Source organism: Cytobacillus oceanisediminis, from assembly GCF_004366035.1.
Lineage (GTDB): Bacteria > Bacillota > Bacilli > Bacillales > Cytobacillaceae > Cytobacillus > Cytobacillus oceanisediminis_C.
Map to the genome: position 1 here is coordinate 645238 of NZ_SOEE01000002.1, position 18395 is coordinate 663632.

General features: G+C 40.1%; 17 protein-coding genes and 1 pseudogene. 3 read left to right on the forward strand and 15 right to left on the reverse strand.

Features of this window, described 5'->3' with window-relative positions:
* Positions 1-53: 53 nt before the first annotated feature.
* The 14 genes and pseudogenes from DFO72_RS30560 to DFO72_RS07555 all read right to left on the reverse strand — a co-directional run.
* Positions 54-674: pseudogene (locus tag DFO72_RS30560) on the reverse strand (FAD-binding protein); the annotation flags it as partial.
* A gap of 179 nt (positions 675-853) precedes the next feature.
* Positions 854-1606, reverse strand: a complete 753-nt coding sequence (sdhB, locus tag DFO72_RS07495; RefSeq protein ID WP_113883943.1) for a succinate dehydrogenase iron-sulfur subunit — start codon at positions 1604-1606, stop codon at positions 854-856.
* A gap of 18 nt (positions 1607-1624) precedes the next feature.
* Positions 1625-3388: a succinate dehydrogenase flavoprotein subunit gene (sdhA, locus tag DFO72_RS07500; protein ID WP_113883944.1), complete on the reverse strand. Its 1764-nt coding sequence runs from the start codon at positions 3386-3388 to the stop codon at positions 1625-1627.
* Between the two features lie 50 nt (positions 3389-3438).
* Positions 3439-4077 (reverse strand): succinate dehydrogenase, encoded by a 639-nt coding sequence (locus DFO72_RS07505; RefSeq protein WP_113883945.1) that lies wholly within the window; start codon positions 4075-4077, stop codon positions 3439-3441.
* Complete coding sequence (locus DFO72_RS07510; RefSeq protein WP_113883946.1) at positions 4059-5417, reverse strand: MmgE/PrpD family protein; 1359 nt, start codon at positions 5415-5417, stop codon at positions 4059-4061. Before DFO72_RS07510 ends, DFO72_RS07505 begins: the two co-directional genes overlap by 19 nt.
* Positions 5414-6331: a succinate--CoA ligase subunit alpha gene (locus DFO72_RS07515; protein WP_113883947.1), complete on the reverse strand. Its 918-nt coding sequence runs from the start codon at positions 6329-6331 to the stop codon at positions 5414-5416. The genes DFO72_RS07510 and DFO72_RS07515 overlap by 4 nt, the downstream gene beginning before the upstream one ends.
* Positions 6332-7531 carry an ATP-grasp domain-containing protein gene (locus DFO72_RS07520; RefSeq protein ID WP_113883948.1) on the reverse strand — a complete coding sequence of 400 codons (1200 nt, stop codon included), beginning with the start codon at positions 7529-7531 and terminating at the stop codon, positions 6332-6334. It lies immediately after the preceding gene.
* A gap of 50 nt (positions 7532-7581) precedes the next feature.
* A complete protein-coding gene (locus tag DFO72_RS07525) occupies positions 7582-8244 on the reverse strand; it encodes a GntR family transcriptional regulator (RefSeq protein ID WP_113883949.1) in 663 nt (220 codons plus the stop codon).
* A gap of 89 nt (positions 8245-8333) precedes the next feature.
* Complete coding sequence (locus tag DFO72_RS07530; protein ID WP_113883950.1) at positions 8334-9797, reverse strand: SLC13 family permease; 1464 nt, start codon at positions 9795-9797, stop codon at positions 8334-8336.
* A gap of 23 nt (positions 9798-9820) precedes the next feature.
* Entirely contained in the window at positions 9821-11173 is a 1353-nt protein-coding gene (locus DFO72_RS07535) for an MmgE/PrpD family protein (RefSeq protein WP_113883951.1), read from the reverse strand.
* A gap of 14 nt (positions 11174-11187) precedes the next feature.
* Positions 11188-12048 (reverse strand): HpcH/HpaI aldolase/citrate lyase family protein, encoded by an 861-nt coding sequence (locus DFO72_RS07540; RefSeq protein ID WP_113883952.1) that lies wholly within the window; start codon positions 12046-12048, stop codon positions 11188-11190.
* 50 nt (positions 12049-12098) lie between these two features.
* The gene (locus tag DFO72_RS07545) at positions 12099-12743 is read right to left on the reverse strand and encodes a GntR family transcriptional regulator (protein WP_113883953.1); all 645 of its coding nucleotides are present in this window, start codon (positions 12741-12743) and stop codon (positions 12099-12101) included.
* A 37-nt stretch (positions 12744-12780) separates the two neighbouring features.
* Positions 12781-14049: a TRAP transporter large permease gene (locus tag DFO72_RS07550; RefSeq protein ID WP_113883954.1), complete on the reverse strand. Its 1269-nt coding sequence runs from the start codon at positions 14047-14049 to the stop codon at positions 12781-12783.
* Entirely contained in the window at positions 14046-14600 is a 555-nt protein-coding gene (locus DFO72_RS07555; RefSeq protein ID WP_113883955.1) for a TRAP transporter small permease, read from the reverse strand. The genes DFO72_RS07550 and DFO72_RS07555 overlap by 4 nt, the downstream gene beginning before the upstream one ends.
* Before the next feature lie 215 nt (positions 14601-14815).
* On the opposite strand from DFO72_RS07555, the gene DFO72_RS29360 reads away from it, so the two are divergent.
* The 3 genes from DFO72_RS29360 to DFO72_RS07565 are packed head-to-tail and all read left to right on the forward strand — an operon-like array spanning position 14816 to position 16891.
* Positions 14816-14956 (forward strand): hypothetical protein, encoded by a 141-nt coding sequence (locus DFO72_RS29360; RefSeq protein WP_166672436.1) that lies wholly within the window; start codon positions 14816-14818, stop codon positions 14954-14956.
* Positions 14953-15933, forward strand: a complete 981-nt coding sequence (locus DFO72_RS07560) for an NAD(P)-dependent oxidoreductase (RefSeq protein ID WP_113883956.1) — start codon at positions 14953-14955, stop codon at positions 15931-15933. The genes DFO72_RS29360 and DFO72_RS07560 overlap by 4 nt, the downstream gene beginning before the upstream one ends.
* A complete protein-coding gene (locus DFO72_RS07565) occupies positions 15854-16891 on the forward strand; it encodes a DctP family TRAP transporter solute-binding subunit (RefSeq protein WP_113883957.1) in 1038 nt (345 codons plus the stop codon). The genes DFO72_RS07560 and DFO72_RS07565 overlap by 80 nt, the downstream gene beginning before the upstream one ends.
* 434 nt (positions 16892-17325) lie before the next feature.
* On the opposite strand, the gene DFO72_RS07570 is transcribed toward DFO72_RS07565, so the two are convergent.
* A complete protein-coding gene (locus DFO72_RS07570) occupies positions 17326-18393 on the reverse strand; it encodes a tartrate dehydrogenase (RefSeq protein ID WP_113884097.1) in 1068 nt (355 codons plus the stop codon).
* Between the last annotated feature and the right edge of the window lie 2 nt (positions 18394-18395).

Consider the following 18395-nt stretch of genomic DNA (forward strand, 5'->3'; position numbering starts at 1 on the left):
GCCACCTTTCCCGCACGGTGTCCAAAAACCAGTGATTCAGTTAAAGATCCTCCGCCTAAACGATTCGCCCCATGAAGTCCGCCCGTCACTTCTCCGCAAGCGTATAGACCTGGAACATTCGTTCTTCCCCATTCATCTGTCTGGATTCCACCCATACAATAATGCTGTACAGGACTCATAGCCCATTCTCCCTCATGCCCTTTTTGGTACAGACGATACAGATATGGACTGTCAAGCTGAAAAATACTCCCCGTCTCCGCAGAAAAATCCAGCAGTACTTTATTTTCCTTAAACATCGCATAACTGAGTTTATCTCTTGTTTCAAGCTCTTTTTTAGGATACTTTTCCATAAACCGTTCCCCTCTATCGTTTACAAGAAAAGCTCCTTTCGCAAAAATTTTTGTCATGATATCAATATTTCCCGGTTGCTGCAAACGGTATGGATAAAATTGCACAAACTCCATATCAACAAGAATAGCGCCATGTCTCCATACCATGCCAATTCCTTCACCCGATACATCCCTTGAGTTATCCGAAGATTGATAGAGTCCTCCAAATCCCCCGGTTGCCAATATAACAGCCGGTGAATAAATAATATGAAACTCCTTATCTTTTTGGAACAGCGCACCTTTTACTTCATTATTATCTTTTATTAAATCAACAACTGCAGATTGTTCATGAAGATCCTATTTCTAATTGCATAATCACGCATTGGCTTTGTTATATTTTTTCCAAGTCCTGTTCCGGCATAAACTCTTCTTGATCGGGAATGGCCAGGAGAAATAACCACCTTTTTCCTTTCTGGATGAATTTCAAATTACCAATACGTCGTATTGATTATATTGAATTGCCCTCATCTCTTTAACCAGCCCCATAATGCAAATTTATTTGCATCTTTATTTAGTTCAGCAATGGCAGTAGTTAATGGGATTTCCTTAGGACAAACCTGAACACAGTTCTGGGAGTTTCCGCAGTTAGCTAACCCTTCCTCCCCAATCATTACTGATAATCTATCATTCTTCTGCTGTGCTCCAGTAGGGTGCATATTAAAATATTTAGTCTGCCCCAGTGCCTGCGGGCCAATAAATGGTGAACCGCTATTAACATTTGGGCATGCATCCAGGCAGCATCCGCAGGTCATACAGGTTGAATACTTATAAGCTTCTTGCTGAACATCTGAGGAAATTAGAGGACCAGCCCCCAATGCATAGGTTCCATCTATAGGGATCCAGCCTTTTATTTTCTTGAGAGCACTAAACATGCGGTCTCTGTTTACAACCAAATCCTTTTCTACAGGAAATGTTTCCATTGGCTCTAATTGGATTGGCTGTTCCAGCCGATCCACTAGGGTAGAGCATGCCTGGCGAACTTTTCCATTTATTCTCATACTGCACGCTCCGCATACTTCCTCCAGACAGTTATACTCCCAAGCTACTGATCTTACATTTTCTCCCTTCGCGTTAACCGGATTTTTCTGTATTTCCATTAAGGCAGATATTACATTCATATTCTTCCGGAAAGGTACGTTAAATTCCTCCCAATAAAAGGGAGAATCGGAAGAGTCTTTTCGCTTTATTTTAAGCTTGATATCTACTGCAGCACCCATCTTTTCACCTCCTTTTCCTTAAACTTTTGATGCCTCTTCTTTTTGTCCTGATGTTACAATGTCATATCTCCTTGGCCTTGGAGCAATATATTTAAGATCAACTGGTTCATAAGAAATGCTTGGACCAAACGGGGTATATGTAGCAATTGTAGTTTTTAGCCAATTTTCATCATCTCTATTAGGGAACTCAGGTTTATAGTGGGCCCCCCTGCTCTCATTCCGGTTAAGAGCGCCAAGAGTAATGACTCTGGCAAGCTCAAGCATATTTTTAAGCTGACGGACAAACGGAACGGTTCTGTTATGCCACCTTGATGTATCATCAATTCCAATGTTCCTGAAACGCGCCTGAAGTTCCTGAAGCTTCTCATCTGTTTTTTGAAGGCGGTCATTATATCTGACAACGGTCACATTATCCACCATCCTGTCACTCATCTCGACATGCAGCTGATATGGATTTTCATGCCCGTTCATTTTGCAGATTTTTTCAACTTCTTCTTCTTGCTTTCTCTGTTCATTTTCAAAAATGAATGGTGCAAGGTCTTCACAAGATTTTTCAAGGCTATTTATATAGCTGACAGCATTAGGGCCTGCCACAATCCCTCCATATATAGCTGAAACTAAGGAATTAGCTCCAAGGCGGTTTCCACCGTGAAATTGGTAATCACATTCTCCACATGCAAAAAGGCCAGGTATATTTGTCATCTGATCATAATCAACCCAGAGGCCGCCCATTGAGTAATGCATAGCAGGGAATATTTTCATCGGATCATCGCCTACAAATTTCTCGTAGATATCAAGAATTCCGCCAAGCTTTCTCTGCAGTAATTCTGCAGGCAGGTGGGAAAGATCAAGGTAAACCATATTTTCTCCGTTGATGCCAAGCTTGAGGTCAACGCACACATGGAAGATTTCCCTTGTTGCAATATCCCTTGGAACGAGATTTCCGTAAGCAGGATACTTCTCCTCGAGAAAATACCATGGTTTACCATCTTTGTAGACCCATACTCTTCCACCCTCACCGCGGGCTGACTCTGACATAAGCCGAAGTTTATCATCCCCAGGAATTGCAGTTGGATGAATCTGAATAAATTCGCCATTTGCATATCTGGCCCCTTGCTGGTATGCAATACTATGTGCACTTCCTGTATTGATGATCGAATTTGTACTTTTTCTAAAGATGTTGCCTATGCCGCCTGATGCTAAAATGACTGCATCTGATTTAAATGTCTGAATTGCCATCGATTTTAAATTCTGAGCAGAAATGCCTCTGCATCTTCCTTCATCATCTTTAATAAGCGATACTAATTCCCAGTATTCAAATTTTTCAACAAGACCCTCAGCTTCATATTTGCGAACCTGTTCATCCAGCGCATAAAGAATTTGCTGACCTGTTGTGGATCCAGCAAAAGCCGTCCTGGAATATTTGGCGCCTCCTAGCCTTCTAAAATCAATATGGCCTTCTTCTGTACGGTTAAATTGCACGCCCATTCTAGCCAATAAATAAATAATGTCCGGTGCAGCTTCACACATTGCTTTTACAGGAGGCTGGTTGGCTAAAAAGTCACCGCCATAAATCGTATCATCAAAGTGCTCCCATACAGAGTCCCCTTCTCCCTTTGTATTTACAGCCCCATTTATGCCACCTTGCGCACACACCGAATGGGAACGGCGAACCGGGACAAGAGAAAACAATTTCACTTTCTTTTTGGCTTCTGCTATTTTAATAGTGGCCATTAATCCTGCCAGGCCGCCGCCAATCACAATAATTTCCTGGTTTTTCATAATATCCCCTCTCCATTGAAAGCACTAAAATTTTTCATCCTGGGTGGCGTTTAACTAACAAATGAAATTAGACTTCCCAATCCCAAGACAGTTAAAATAATAAACAATCCAAAGCACAGATTCCTGACCGCTTTTTGGGATGAAGGACCAATTGTTAACCCCCAAGTTATGAGAGCAGTGGAAATTCCATTTGTAAAATGATAGGTTGTGCTTAATACACCAGCCATATAAAAAATCATCATAAAAGGGTTTGCCAGGTGTTCCCCAACCACCTGATGATTAACCTCATTTCCGCTGATTACAGGACTTATTCTAAGTGACCAGACATGATAGATAACAAAAATAAAAGTAATGACTCCTGTAACCCTTTGGAGCAGAAAACTTATGTTTCGCCTGTATTTATATACATGAGCATTCGGTTTGGAAATGAAAGATAGATAGATTCCGCAGATAGCATGAAATAATAGGGGAATGGCTATAAATCCAATTTCAAGCAAGAGCAAAAATGGGAGATTGAGCATAAATTGAATATGTTCGTCATATTTCTCGCTTCCGAGGATAGCCAAAGCATTTCCCATTAAGTGCTGTATTAAAAAAAGGCCTAGCGGGATTAGCCCCGCTAGTGAATGCAGTCTTGTAAGAACAAATCTTCTTGAAGTTGAAAGAGGCGCTACTGTATTTGTTTGCACGACTCTTCCCCCGCTTCCATCATTTCAGCTGCGCTAATTTCTTCTAATTGTAAAATTGCCTGAACCTTTTCTTTAGCGTTCCATACTTTGTCTATTGTCATAGTTATAAATTTTTGAATCAGTTCTTCCTTATCCGCAGGTTTTTCCGGATCACCCTTAGGATAATCTGTTCCTTCACTGAATGTTCTGCCATCCTTCATTGTAATGACTACCTTTGCCCCCCATTTTTCAGGATAAGCATTTTCGTAATAAGGATCGGCTTCAACACTGACTTTTTCCATCAGATTTCTTAACTCAGGTGATTGTAAAATTTCATTATTATAATCGATTAATGAGGCAGAACCCTTCATGGCAATTAGAGCCGCGCAAAACTGGCTGCTAAATTTAGAAGCATACACTGTATCAGGGTTTGGGTTATCTGTTATATTCAGGACAGTTTGATAGGTTTTAATTGAGATGCTCTGTATGTGCTGATGGGTGAGGGCGTTTTCCTTCATGATGTTTAATATACAATCCATCGCTGGATGTGTGTGGCGGCAGGAGGCATGGATTTTAAAACTATTTTCTATAATTTTAAATTCTTTGCCAAGATTCCTTGTAATTTTATCTGCATCATATTTCTCTGACATGGCATTAAAAAAGCCTCTTCTGCCTTCCAGAATTTTGGATGCGGAAGTGAAATCTTTTTTTGCCAGCAAGGCAGCAAGTGCGCCATTATAAGCTGCTTTTGCAGTATGCAGCTGTTTTGTGTTAGCTCCATCCTCAATAAACTCCCATAAACCGGCTGCTTGTGTGCCTGCATTTCCGAGAGCATACATAATTTGCTCGACATTTAAGTTAAGAAGCTTAGCTGTTGCTGCTGCAGAACCAAAAGTCCCGCAGGTTGCGGTGTTATGCCAGTAATAATAATGGGAAGGAGAAACAGCCTCTCCAATTCTGTAGCAAATTTCATAACCCACAGCTACGGCAGTAATTAGGTCTTTTCCGCTTAATCCATAGGCTTCAGCAACAGCTGCTGCTGCTGGAATGACCACCGTGCCTGCATGGATAATGGATGATTTATGAATATCATCCAGCTCTACAATATGGCTGGCAGCTGCGTTGACTAAGCAGGCATTGCCAATCGAAGACTTTCCCCCGGTAATAAGTGTTGCTTGTTCATTCCCGCCCCATTCTTGAGTCAATTCCAATATGGATAGAATCGGTTTTTCATCTTTTCCCGCAAGTGCTGAACCATACCAATCCAAAATACATAGTTTGGTATACTCAACAACTTCATGAGGCAAATCTTCAAATCTAATATTACTCGCATATTCAGCTAACATTCGGGTTAATGTCATTTTACTTCACCTACTTTTGCTCCTAATACCGCTTGTAAAACGCTAATGATATCATCATACTTCTCCACTACATGTGCACCTGAGTCTTTAAGCGCTTTCATCTTTAATGAAGGACGTCCTGTATTTCCGGAAATCATTGCACCGGCATGGCCAAAAACTGTCCCTTCCGGCATGGATTCTGTAAACTTGCCGGCAACAAAAGATATTAACGGCTTTGTAAAACCGCCCTCCTTTAATAATTGGGCAACGTCCTCTTCAAATGAGGTTCCAGGCTCTGAAAAAGTAACAACAGCTTCTGTTTCATCGTCTTTTTCAAACAGAACAAGAAGGTCTTTAATAGTGGTTCCGATCAAACTATCTCCGCCAATACCTATACTTGTTGTAACACCATACCCGGCCCTCTTAACCATCCAGGAGGTTTCAGCAGTCATCCCACCGCTTCTTGATATCACTCCGACATTTCCAGGAACGAAACAGCGTTCAGGCCGATCTCCACCTATGGATCCCATCTTTATGCGGTCCTTTGGATTGATCATGCCAACCGTATTAGGTCCGATAATCGTTACATTTTGTTTTCGCGCAGCGTATAGCAATTTTACTGCATCATGCTGAGGTATATTTTCTGTTGTAACAACAATCAGCTTAATTCCATTGGAAATTGCTTCGAGTACAGCATCCAATGCAAACGCAGGAGGCACAACAATAAGAGTTGCATTAATATCATGTTTTTTAACAGCTTCTGCAACCGTGTCATAAACTGGTACTCCTTGAACATGCTGTCCTCCTTTACCAGGTGTAATACCAGCAAAGATTTGAGTACCATAGGCAAGAGTATGGCTGACAATCATAGAAGCTTCCCTGCCTGTAATTCCTTGTACAGCTAATCGAGTTTTTTGATTGATTAGAATTGACATTTAGGATGCCCCTTTCATCTTTTTAACCATTTCTGCTGCTGCTTCTTCAATCGTCAAATCTTCCCCGAAATACGTAATACCTGCTTCAAGAAAAATTCTTTTTCCCTCTTCGTCATTAACTCCTGCTTCCCTCACAACAATCGGAAACGCTGCAGGGTCTACTCCTAATTCTTCAATGGCCTTTACAATTCCCCGGGCAAAGACATCGATTTGTGTATTATTGGTTATGTTGTGTGCCACAAACAGCCCCTTTACTCCTTCCTTGGAGAGAATTCCTTTTGTTAATCCCGTTACTTTTTCTACTGGCGGATTACCACCCGTTTCTGTGTAATTTGCAGGAGAGGCTCCTAAACTAATAAGGGCGTCAAAACTTAATAGGCTTCCACCCCCGCCTCCGCACATAAAGCCAATTTCACCGCCATCCATTTCCGTATAGCGTGCTGTTCCTCGATAATCTGCGTCATTAACTTTTACCATATCCTTCTCAAGCTGGGTTAAAGGCCTCCAGGACCGTTCACTGCCTGATTCTACCTTGCCTTCAAGTTCCGGGTGGCGGTATAGCGCTGAATCATCCACACCCATTACCGAAGCCGCTGCCATTACTTTTTCATCCCTTGTAAGTACCAATGGGTTAATTTCCAATATATAACAGTCATACCTAAGGAAGATATTATATAATTTGCAGAGGATTGCTGTAGCTTTTACTAAAGGCTTGCCCGTAACTCCGAGTCTGCTCCAAATTTCCTTTGACTGGTAGGGCTGAAGCTCGGCAAAAGGTTCAACATGATAAATTACTACTTTCTCAGGAGAATCTTTAACAAGATCTTCTACTTCAACTCCACCTTCTGTCGTAGCAATAACTACCGGAACCTGTTTTTGAGGGTCAATTGTAATAGAAACATACCATTCTTCATCAATATCAATCTTTTCCTCTATCAAGACCTTATCTACTGGAAAGTTTCTAACTGTCATACCTAAAATTTCATCTGCTTTGCTCCTTGCATCCTCTACATTGTCTGCAAACTTGATAGCCCCAGCTTTTCCTCTTTTTCCTACCGGAACCAAAGCTTTTAAAACACATGGGTTTAATAAATGATGTGCATTAATTTCTTCACTAACCGAAATAACTGCATGGCCAGGCACAGGGACACCATGTTCTTTAAGAATTGTTTTACTAACATTCTCCAGCATTCTGCCCATATTTACACTTCCCCTTTTGGATATTGGATCCGATTTATAAAGAAGGGAATTTACTTCCCTTCTTTCTTTAGGCTTTCAATTAATGATTCTCCTGTTCGGTAGATATGCTCCGATACAATATTAGCTGCTGTTTCTTTATCTTTTTTTACAACAGCTTCAAGTATTTTTCTATGTTCTGTATTTGAGGTTTCAATTTGTCCCGTTAGAAGGTGTGGTGTTTGCTGCGGAAGGCCATTCCACAATGTGCCAATAAATGAATTAAGACGTTCCCAATTACACCTTTTTACAAGCAAGCGGTGAAAATCAATGTTATACTGTACAAAAGTGTCTGCATCATCGGCCTTCTCCATTTCTTCTACAAGAGAAGAAAGCTGTGTGATATCATCGTCTGTTAAAAAATCAACACTTTGGTAAACAGCCATTTTCTCCAATTCAGATCTTAAAGCATAAATTTCTTCAATGTCCTTAATGCTTATTGATTTCACTACGGCACCTTTATGCGGCTCCAGCTTAATAAGTCCCTCTGATTCCAGTTTTCTAAATGCTTCTCGTACCGGCATCCTGCTAACGCCCATTTTTTCTGCCAGATCTGACTGCTTTAACCTTTCGCCTGGCTTGAAATCCCCTCTAATAATCGCTTCTCTTATTACATTACATACTTTTAAATGGAGTGTATCCCTATTCTCAATTCGCAAGTCCTGATTCATAGACATATTTCAAATACCTTTCCTTATCCTATTTTAGTTTCAGGATACAGGATCCAAATATTATTGTCTACACTTTTCTGACACTTGAGTTTATTTTACAAAAAGCCGATCCAATTCCACCATGTTACTGCCGTTAATATTGTAACGGCCATCATAATAATAGTCATATATATTCCCGGTATAAGAAACTCTTTTTGCTGGATTTGCCCAGTGCTATGGACAATAATATTTGGAGTGGCTTCAACTACAAGAATATACCCATGCAGACATGCAAGTGAAGCTGTTAGACATATTAATACCGGATCGGCACCTGCCTTGCTAGACAGCCCGATAAAGATAGGAATTAGAGTCACCACTGCTGTTGATACATTGGCAACAGCCAAATGCAGAATTTGCGTAATAAATAATATAGAAGCAACAGCAATAATTGGGGTTCGAAGCTGATCGATGATCCAGCCTGTACTTAATGCAGCCCCTACGAGTTCAGCTGCTCCCGAATGATTAAATGCATAGCCAAGCGATAATGTTACACCCATTATGAGAATAGTATCAAAATTGATTTTCACCATGTTAGCCCATTTTGAACAGCCCACACCTGGAAATGCCATTAATATAACACCTATCAGGGTAGGTATGCTTGGATGGAGTCCATGCAGCGGTTCGGTGAACCATAAACCTACAATCAGAATTAAAATTCCGATGCATTTTTTCTCATCTATATTGATAGTTCCTAACTCTTTCAGCTTCTTGTCCATTTCCTCTTTCAAATGATGAAATTCTTCATTTTCTTTTGGCAAGGGAAAGGACTTGATTAATACCAGCCAGGATAATGGAATTAAAAGCAGCCATATTGGTACCGTGTACATAAACCATTGTAAATAACTTATTTGAATCCCTAAAATCTGCTTTAATAATTCTACTGTCAAAATATTCCCGATTGCTGCCGTCATGACAATCGTTCCGCTTATTGTTCCGCCAAATGCAACACCAAGCAGTATCATTTTCCTTAGATTTCCATTTTCCTTAACACCTATATGATCGAGCGCCATTAAGGCAACAGGCAGTATTAGGGTAGCTCTTACAGCTACTGCAGGGATAAAAAAAGCCTGCACCTGAGGGATGAGCAAAATGCTCGCCAATAAACCTTTAGCTGTGCCGGCCCATCTTGCCAAAATCAAATATGCCAGCCTTTTCGCAAGAGGAGTATCATTAACTCCTCTTGCCAGCATCATTCCACCTATGATCAAAAAAATGGCTGGAGAAGAAAAACCACTGAAAATAACGTCCATTGTAACAATTTTAAATAACAGCATTAATACAAGCAGAAGCACAGCAGTCACGCCAAGCGGTAAAGGCTCAAATGTCCAGTAAAAAACACTTAACACTAAAAGAGCAAGCATCATTTTGGCAGATTCACTGCTTCCGGGCAGAAGGGTATAGATGGAAGCAGATAGAGCAGCACCGAGCAACAGGGTAAATGCTTTATATGAACCAATGGACAATGCTCTGGAGGACTTTGGCATTAAATTCACTTTAGCCTTAGTATTCGGAGAACCCAAATTACTCTCCTTCTTTCTTTAGCCTAAATATGGCTGGCTGATTCTACCGGTGTACACAGCTGAAAAAACCTTTCCAAATCCTCTATTTCTTCTAGACGGTATACCTGGTCAATAAGTAATTCTTTGGCTTCTTCACTAATGATACTTCCCGTTACATCCTTGAACTTTTCAATCAATTGCTGATCAGTCATCGGCATATCCATACTGCCAATAGCATGTTCAACAAAGTGGCTGAGTTCTCTGCCATCTTTCAATTTTACTGTTAATCTCACCTGGTCTTCTTTAATATTCTCATCTATTGTCAGCTGTATTTTTGTCCTTAAAGCCTTTACTTCCGGTTTATTAACGAAATCGTCTGTAAACTCATTCACGCCTGCTTTTAAATGAAGGAACCCTGCCGCAACGCAATGGAAAACACTAAATTTCCCTTCAAGTCCTGTGTTAAAATCAATTTTACCGGTCAGTTCTTTAACTAGAGGATGTCCTGTAATATAAATTTCTTCTACTTCTTCTGCTTTTAAGTTATGTGCTCTCTGAATGGCAATAATTCCATCAATGGCTGGATGGGTGACAATGCCGCTGGCAAATGGCTTATAGCTGTTTTTCTCAATCTCCCATTTATCTCCCCAGTTATCTGTCAGCAGTTCCATTTTAGCTTCTTCTGATAAAACATTGATAAATCCGCGCTCTGCTTCCAAAGCTTGTTTAGAACTTGTAAACCCTTCACCTGCAATGAATGCAGCAAGCATCCCATTCATCGATGCTTTTCCCGGATGATAGGGCTTTGTCATGGTTCCAAACATTTCCCTTAACCCGGTAGGATCAGTTGCGGCTATCCCAATAGCAAAGGAAGTTTTCTCCTCGTCAAGCCCTAAGAGCTTGCTCATTGCTGCAGCAGCTCCAATTCCCCCAACACTTCCAGTTATATGCCAGCCCCGCCAGTAGTGGGAAGGGTATACAGCCAGGGCAAGTCTAGCCTGAACCTCACAGCCTATAATAAAAGCCTCTAAAACCTCTTTCCCGGTTTTTTTCTTATACTCGCTGTATGATAAAACAGCGGGGAAAACAGGTGAAGATGGGTGAAGAACGGTTTCAAGCAGCGTGTCATCAAAGTCATAAATATGGGAAGACATGCCGTTTAGCAAAGCTGCGAAAAGCATATCTGCCTTTTCATTTCTTCCAAGAATAGAGGCCTGCGGGGTGCTCTCCATCAATTTTGAAACATTTAATACTTTGTCCATTGATTCATGATTGGCGGCTCCGATGGCTACACCTAACCAGTTTAAAAGACTTCTCTTTGCTTCATATACAGCATTTCCGCTGATTTGACCGAAATTTGTATTGTTGATTTTTCTTGCAATTTGGGTGGTGACCATTTTTATCTCTCCTCTTATAAAGCTGAAAAGTGTAAAAGCCCTTTCGCCTTTTTATATACAGGATAATCCACTAATTTATTTCTAACCGTAATGGACGCACTCCCCTTTAATTCAGCCGCTTCAAACGCTTCTACTATTTCTCTGGCTTCTTCCAAAACTTTTTCGTCCGGAGTAAAGACATTATGGATTACATTTAGCTGCTTTGGATGGATGGCCAGCTTGGATTTAAATCCGGAAACTCTTGCTCTTAAAGCCTCTCTGCTTAACCCTTCCTCATTAGAAAGGTCAGGATAAACTGCATCTACTGGACTGCCAATTCCAGCTGCTCTCGATGCATTGACAATTTGGGATCTGACATAATAAAGTTCTTCTCCGCCATCGGTCAATTCACAATCTATATCCAGGGAATAGTCAATAGAACCAAACACCAGCCTAGGAACCAGAGAATGAGAATTTGCAATTTCATAGGCAAAGTGAACGCCCGAAGCTGTTTCAATAAGGGGCAGCACTTCAAAACGATCCCCTTTTCTGCCCGCTCTTTCAAGGAGCTCAAGCACTGTTTGGCAGATAACTTTCATATTGGTGCCGCTTTCGGCCTTAGGGACGATGATCCCCTTGGCACCTGATTCCACGGCACACTCGATGTCACTTCTCCAATACACTGTAGTAAAGTCATTGATTCTAACATATACATCTTTTTCGGCAGGATGATTTAATAAGTAATTTTTTGCTCTTTCCCTTGCAATCTCTTTTTCATTTATGGCAACTGCATCTTCAAGATCAAAAATGACGCTGTCTGCTTCACTGGATAATGCTTTACCCATTATTTTTTCGGAAATAGCCGGTACAAATAAATAGGAACGCTTTGGTGACATTGCAACTCCTCCTAAATGGATATTGGATCCTATTATAATTCTGAAACAGCTTACTCAATTACTTGAGTAAGCGCATTCCCCGCTCTCATAATGTGATTTTCAACGAGCTGTCTTAGCATAATAGGATCCCTTAATTCTAGTGCTCTTAACATCTGTTTATGCTCGTCATTTGAAACGAACATCGTCTTTGGAATTAGGCTTGGAACATGAGCCGGATAACCTTCAATAAATTCCTTTGTCAGCAATTTTATTTTTTTCCAATTGCACCCCTTTTGCAGCAGTAAGTGAAATTGGTGATTATGGCTGATAAAGGAATCCATATCATGGTTTTCAATATCCTGATCCATTTTTTCAACCAATAAGTGCAACTCTGCCGTATCCTCATTAGTAAGAAAATTCATTGATTTTTGAACAGTGATGCCCTCCAGTAGTGCTCTCAGATAATATAATTCTTCTATATCTTCCCTTCTAAAACCAATTACCTGGGCTCCTTTATGAGGAAGAAAGGCTACTAGTCCTTCCCTCTCGAGACAGCGGAGAGCCTCTCTTACAGGCATCCTGCTCACGCCAAATCTTGAAGCTAGTTCATCTTGAATCAATCTTTCCCCCGGTTTATAAATCTGGTTAAAAATAGATTCTCTAATCATATCTGTAACTTTTTCCTGTAATGTATGAAATTCTTTGATCTGGTTCATTTAAAAACTCCTTAGACATTATATAAACTGCCAAGAATTATTTTGCTAAAAACAGTGAAATTTGCGGGAATATAACAATTAATATAAGGGCCACAACCATAAGGGCGAAGAAAGGCAGAACTCCCCTTACTACTTCCCCTACTTTTTCCCTTGTGATTCCGCTTACAACAAAAAGGTTTAATCCAACTGGAGGGGTAATCATTGCCAATTCCATATTAATCGTCATGATGATCGCAAAGTGAATAATATTAATATCAAACATCACTAGAACCGGCAGCAATATTGGCAAGGTGATTAAAATAATCGCCACAGCTTCCAGGAACATTCCCAGCACGAAGAACATTAGGTTAACACCAATCATAAAGATCCATTTGTTCGTGGTGCTTTCTTCAATCCATGCCGCAAAACTTTGTGGTACTTGCTCTGTTGTTAAGAACATTCCGAAGATCATGGCTGAAGCAATAACCAGGAATATCATTGAAGTAATATTGATGGATTCCTTAAGTACTTCCCTGAATTTAGGGAATGACATTTCTTTATAGATAAAAACTGAAACAATGATTCCATAGAAACATGAAACAAATGCTGCTTCAGTTGGGGTTACAATCCCAGAGTAAATTCCTCCAAGGATAATAACAGGAAGAAGAAAGCCCCAAATGGCCTTATAGGTTTTTTTCCAGCGAACATTCATTGGTTCCTTCGGCAATTTACCATAGTTATTCATCCTTGCGTTAACAATTGCTGAAACAAGTAAAATACCGCCCAGCAATAAACCTGGGAAAATTCCTGCAGCAAATAGTTTACCTACAGATTCCTCTGCAACTGACGCGTAGATGATTAATGGAATGGATGGTGGAATCAGGATCCCAAGCGTTCCTGCTGCTGCTACCAATCCCATAGCATAACGTTTGCTATAGCCTGCTTTAACCATGCCTGGAATCATAATGCTTCCGATAGCTGCTGCTGTAGCGGGGCTGGAACCAGAGATTGCAGCAAAAATCATGCATGCAAGGATTGTAACTACCGCAAGTCCCCCGCGAATATGACCCACCCATGATTTAAGAGCTTCAATCAAATGATATGATATGCCGCCCTTGGACATAATAATTCCTGCAAAAACAAATCCTGGAATTGCCATAAGTGTAGCAGAGTTTAAGGAGTTAAACATTTTTTGGATGACTGTATAAAGGGTAAAGTCAATCATTGAAAGAGCCACTATACTGGAAAGTCCCAAGCTGACCGCAATTGGCACTCTGATAAGGCATAGAATCGCAAAAACCAAAAACAATACTAAAACCGGGCTCATGCTCCTACTCCCTTCTGATCTGATTCTTTATTTAGCTCCTGCATCTCTTCATATAGATGTTCAAGTTCTCCAGTAATTTCACGTTTATCACCTGTAAATGCCCGATAAGTCTTCACAATAAAGTAGAGCCCCAGCAAGCTCATACCCACCGGAAGAACCAGATACGTGATCCAGATTGGAATACCAACATCGATGGTCGTAATCCCCTGTTCTTTTGAAAGCGTTATCAATTCTAAGGATGAAAAAGCTAGATAAAAGGAGAAGCTGGCCCCTATAATGTTACTGATACCTGCAACGATCCTTTTTAATCCATTCGGCAGCAAATCAAACAATAACTCTACCTGAATATGACGATTGTCCTTTAAAGCCATTCCAAACCCGATAAAAATGGACCAAACGAGCAGAAATTCAAAAATTTCAGTGACCCATGCCTGTGGTGCATTTAACACATATCTGGTAAAAACACCATATAAACTGACAATTACCCCTCCAATAAATAGCAATCCAGCTGCGCCTTCTTCGAAGTGATCAAGCCATTTAAAGAGCTTCATACAATCAACTCCTTTTTCAGATTGTATCCAATCCTTGCTAGGTTTCTTTTTCAATATACAAGAAATAAAAATAAAAATAAACAGAAAATTTTATTTTTTTATTATTTTTTGTGTATTCACAATATTCTAGTGATTTGTTATACTATTTTTATCATCCTGTATCAGCACCTCGTAATATTTGTTTTGTATCCAAAATCCAAAAAGGAGGTCGAAAAGTGGTATTAAAAGAAAGTATTTTGGCACAAAAGAAAAAATCCTCTTTAGTCAATGAGAATCTAAATAATGATGATCTTGACCAAAGAAGAAAAAAGGTTCCTTCTTTACATAAGGGGCTTAAAGGAGATGTCCTTTTATGAAAGAAAATATTGGCTTTGTTGGACTAGGGAAAATGGGTCTGCCAATGGCTATGAATCTCCTTAAGAACGGTTACCATGTTTTTGGGTCAGATGTGAATGAAAACGCATTAATCGAACTACAGGCATTGGGCGGAAATACCGGCAGTATGAAAGATTGGATTCATAAAGTACAGTATGTTGTGTTAATGCTCCCTTCCTCTGTCATCGTTAACAAGGTAGTGGAAGAAATCATTGATTCAAGATCTTCGGTTTCGCTTCAAGATCAGAATTCTCTCATTATAGTTGATATGAGCAGTTCTTATCCTGCGGATACAAAAGAAAATAGCAGAAAACTGGAACCCTATAATATAAGCTTTGTGGATGCTCCAGTAAGCGGCGGAGTAAAAAAAGCAGTTGATGGGACATTGACGATTATGGCTGGCGGATCTGCAGAGCAATTCGAAAAATGTAAGCGTTTGCTCCATGCCGTGGGCAGCAATATTTCTTTAGTTGGGCCATCAGGAAGCGGCCATTTAATAAAAGCAATTAATAATTACCTATCAGCCACCCATCTTTTAGCATCCTGTGAGGCTGTGCAATTGCTGGAGAACTTTGGTGTACAGCCTGATAAGGCAATTGATGTGATTAATCAAAGTACCGGCAGGAGCGGTTCTACAGAATATAAATTCCCAAGTTTCATTTTGACAGAAGCTTACAATTCGGGATTTTCGCTTGAATTGATCAAAAAAGACATTGGCATGGCAAGTCAGCTTTTTAAAGATGCTGGTGCTGCTACTTCACTGCCAGAGATCGTATATCAAAAATTTAGCGAAGCAAGCAATGCCTTAGACAAAGAAGCTGACCATACAGAGATAAATAAATTTGTTTCAAATTATTTATTAAAAAGGGGGATTATAAATGAAGATAATGAAGAAGTTGTTTCTGGCGGCTCTGGCACTGGTAATAATGTTCGCCCTGGCGGCGTGCGGCAATTCTGAGAAAACTGAAGGTTCAGGCGGCGGTGCTAAAAGCGACGGAGTACAAGAACTAACAATTAAAATTGCTCACGTTGTAGCTGAAAATACTCCAAAACATCAAGGTGCTCTCAAATTGAAAGAGGTCATTGAAAAAGAGTCAGACGGCAAGATTAAAGTACAAGTATACCCCAACAGCTCTTTATTTGGAGATAAGGATGAATATCAAAACCTTGTTGCAAATAATGTTCAATTCATTTTGCCTGATATGTCTAAGCTTGTAGGGAACGACCCTGGCTTCAATATTCCTGCAATGCCTTTCCTTTTTGAAAGCGATGAAGCTGCTAATGCATTCTGGGATGGTGAAAAAGGGCAGGAAATCTTTACACGCCTTGAAAAAGATGGAGTACTCGGGATGGCTATGTGGCCAAATGGCGCAAAGCACATGACTAATGATAAAAAGGCAATCAAAAAGCCGGAGGATTTAGATGGGATGAAAATCCGGACACAAGGCGGACAATTGCTTGAAGCAATCTATGCTGAATTAGGAGCTGGGTCTGCTTCTATTCCTTTTGGTGAATTATATACTGCCCTTCAGCAGGGAACTGTTGATGGACAGGAAAACACTTTCAGCAACATTGAATCCAAGAAATTTGATGAAGTGCAAAAGTATATGACCATTATGGGGCATACCCGTGTTGACTATGCTTTGCTGACTAATACAAAATTCTGGGAAGGCTTAAATGATGAAACAAAAGCTATTGTACAAAAAGGCGTTGACGAAGGAACAAAGCTGGCAAGAGAGTCTGCTAAAAAGCTTAATGACGATGCATTGGCAAAATTAAAAGAAAATGGGCAAGTTGAAATCAATGAGCTTTCTGATGCTGAAATCGAAGAATTCAAGAAGACTCTTGAACCAATTTACATTGAGTGGGCTGAGAAAATCGGCAAAGATATCATTGAGGACGCTGAAAGCAAATAAAACTGCTTTTTAATGTAAAATTCAAAGAGCAACCGCACTAATTAAGGAGCGGTTGTTTTTTAATTATTCAAAGATATGTCTATCAATTATGTACTATAAGTACAGTCTCCCTCGAAAAGAAAGAGCATGCAGAAATCCCATCAGCTGAACTTTCTTGTTCACTGATTAATATTGTTTTTTCACCCTATTGTTTGGAGCGAAAATCTATCGATCCCTGAAAATGATTTCGCTCGTGAGGTGCTCAATTGTGTGAAGCTTTTCCATTGCTCTGAGTGCGGGTTAATAGGTGAATATCAGGCCCAAAGCGACGGGGAACGCCGGACCGTTCCTCTATAGCTTGAAGCCTGGAGAGTAATTAACAGTAAATATAACAAACTATAAAAAAAAGAATCCCAGATTCAAATACTGGGATTCTTCTATTACAATAATAAGAGTTAAACTGAAACCGCCTGTTTAAGCCGTCTGCATATCTCGTCTCCAACCTCTTCTGTTGAAGAAGTTCCTCCAATATCAGGAGTCTTTATACCATCATTTGTAACGTCCTCTATTATATCGAGAAGCTTACTGCCCAATTCCTCTTCACCAAAGTGGTCCAGCATCATTTTGGCAGTCCAAATTTGTCCAATTGGGTTAGCAATTCCTTTTCCTACTATATCAGGTGCGGAGCCATGGACCGGCTCAAACATGGATGGATACTTTCCGTTAAGGTTGATATTAGCTGCAGGAGCAATTCCAATACTCCCCATAATTGCACCTCCAATATCGGTTAATATGTCCCCAAATAGGTTGCTGGCTACAATGACATCAAATATTTGTGGACGAGTTACAAAAAATGCAGCAAGTGCATCAATATGATATGAAGCAGTCTGTACATCCTGATACTCTTCCTTGACTTCGTTAAATACTTCATCCCAGAAAGGCATAGAATGAAAAATCCCATTAGACTTTGTAGCTGATGTCACATGGCCTCTTCTTTTCTTTGCTAATTCGAAGGCATAGTGCATCGCTCTTTCTGTTCCCTTTTTTGTAAAAATAGCATTCTGGATGGCCAGTTCATCATCACCTTTATGAATTCTCCCGCCTACCTCACTATACTCTCCCTCACTGTTTTCCCGGACTACAATTAAATCAAAATCTTTAGGGTTTACCAGCGGCGACTTTAACCCTTTAAAATACTTTGCAGGACGAATATTAATAGATTGTTCAAATTCCCTTCTAATCTTAATTAACAGACCCCATAAGGCAATGTGGTCTTGCACTAAAGCTGGATTACCGATGGCACCAAGAAAAATAGATTCAAAGTTTTTTAATATTTTTAATCCATCATCAGGCATCATCTTTCCGTGTTCCACATAATAATCACTGCTCCAAGGAAAAGATTGAAAATCAAATTTTATTCCACCGTGAACTTCTGCAACTGTTTCTAATACCTTTAAAGATACAGGTACTACTTCTTTTCCAATTCCATCCCCCGGTATTACTGCAACTTCAAATTTTTTCATCA

Excerpts from the sequence above, each read along its gene's own strand:
- DFO72_RS07545 (WP_113883953.1), bottom strand. The coding sequence starts at position 12,743 with ATGAACCAGATCAAAGAATTTCATACATTACAGGAAAAAGTTACAGAT.
- DFO72_RS07525 (WP_113883949.1), bottom strand. The coding sequence starts at position 8,244 with ATGTCTATGAATCAGGACTTGCGAATTGAGAATAGGGATACACTCCAT.
- sdhA (WP_113883944.1), bottom strand. The coding sequence starts at position 3,388 with ATGAAAAACCAGGAAATTATTGTGATTGGCGGCGGCCTGGCAGGATTA.
- DFO72_RS07570 (WP_113884097.1), bottom strand. The coding sequence starts at position 18,393 with ATGAAAAAATTTGAAGTTGCAGTAATACCGGGGGATGGAATTGGAAAA.
- DFO72_RS07550 (WP_113883954.1), bottom strand. The coding sequence starts at position 14,049 with ATGAGCCCGGTTTTAGTATTGTTTTTGGTTTTTGCGATTCTATGCCTT.
- sdhB (WP_113883943.1), bottom strand. The coding sequence starts at position 1,606 with ATGGGTGCTGCAGTAGATATCAAGCTTAAAATAAAGCGAAAAGACTCT.
- DFO72_RS07510 (WP_113883946.1), bottom strand. The coding sequence starts at position 5,417 with ATGACATTAACCCGAATGTTAGCTGAATATGCGAGTAATATTAGATTT.
- DFO72_RS07560 (WP_113883956.1), top strand. The coding sequence starts at position 14,953 with ATGAAAGAAAATATTGGCTTTGTTGGACTAGGGAAAATGGGTCTGCCA.
- DFO72_RS07515 (WP_113883947.1), bottom strand. The coding sequence starts at position 6,331 with ATGTCAATTCTAATCAATCAAAAAACTCGATTAGCTGTACAAGGAATT.
- DFO72_RS07540 (WP_113883952.1), bottom strand. The coding sequence starts at position 12,048 with ATGTCACCAAAGCGTTCCTATTTATTTGTACCGGCTATTTCCGAAAAA.
- DFO72_RS07565 (WP_113883957.1), top strand. The coding sequence starts at position 15,854 with ATGAAGATAATGAAGAAGTTGTTTCTGGCGGCTCTGGCACTGGTAATA.
- DFO72_RS07535 (WP_113883951.1), bottom strand. The coding sequence starts at position 11,173 with ATGGTCACCACCCAAATTGCAAGAAAAATCAACAATACAAATTTCGGT.
- DFO72_RS07555 (WP_113883955.1), bottom strand. The coding sequence starts at position 14,600 with ATGAAGCTCTTTAAATGGCTTGATCACTTCGAAGAAGGCGCAGCTGGA.
- DFO72_RS07520 (WP_113883948.1), bottom strand. The coding sequence starts at position 7,531 with ATGGGCAGAATGCTGGAGAATGTTAGTAAAACAATTCTTAAAGAACAT.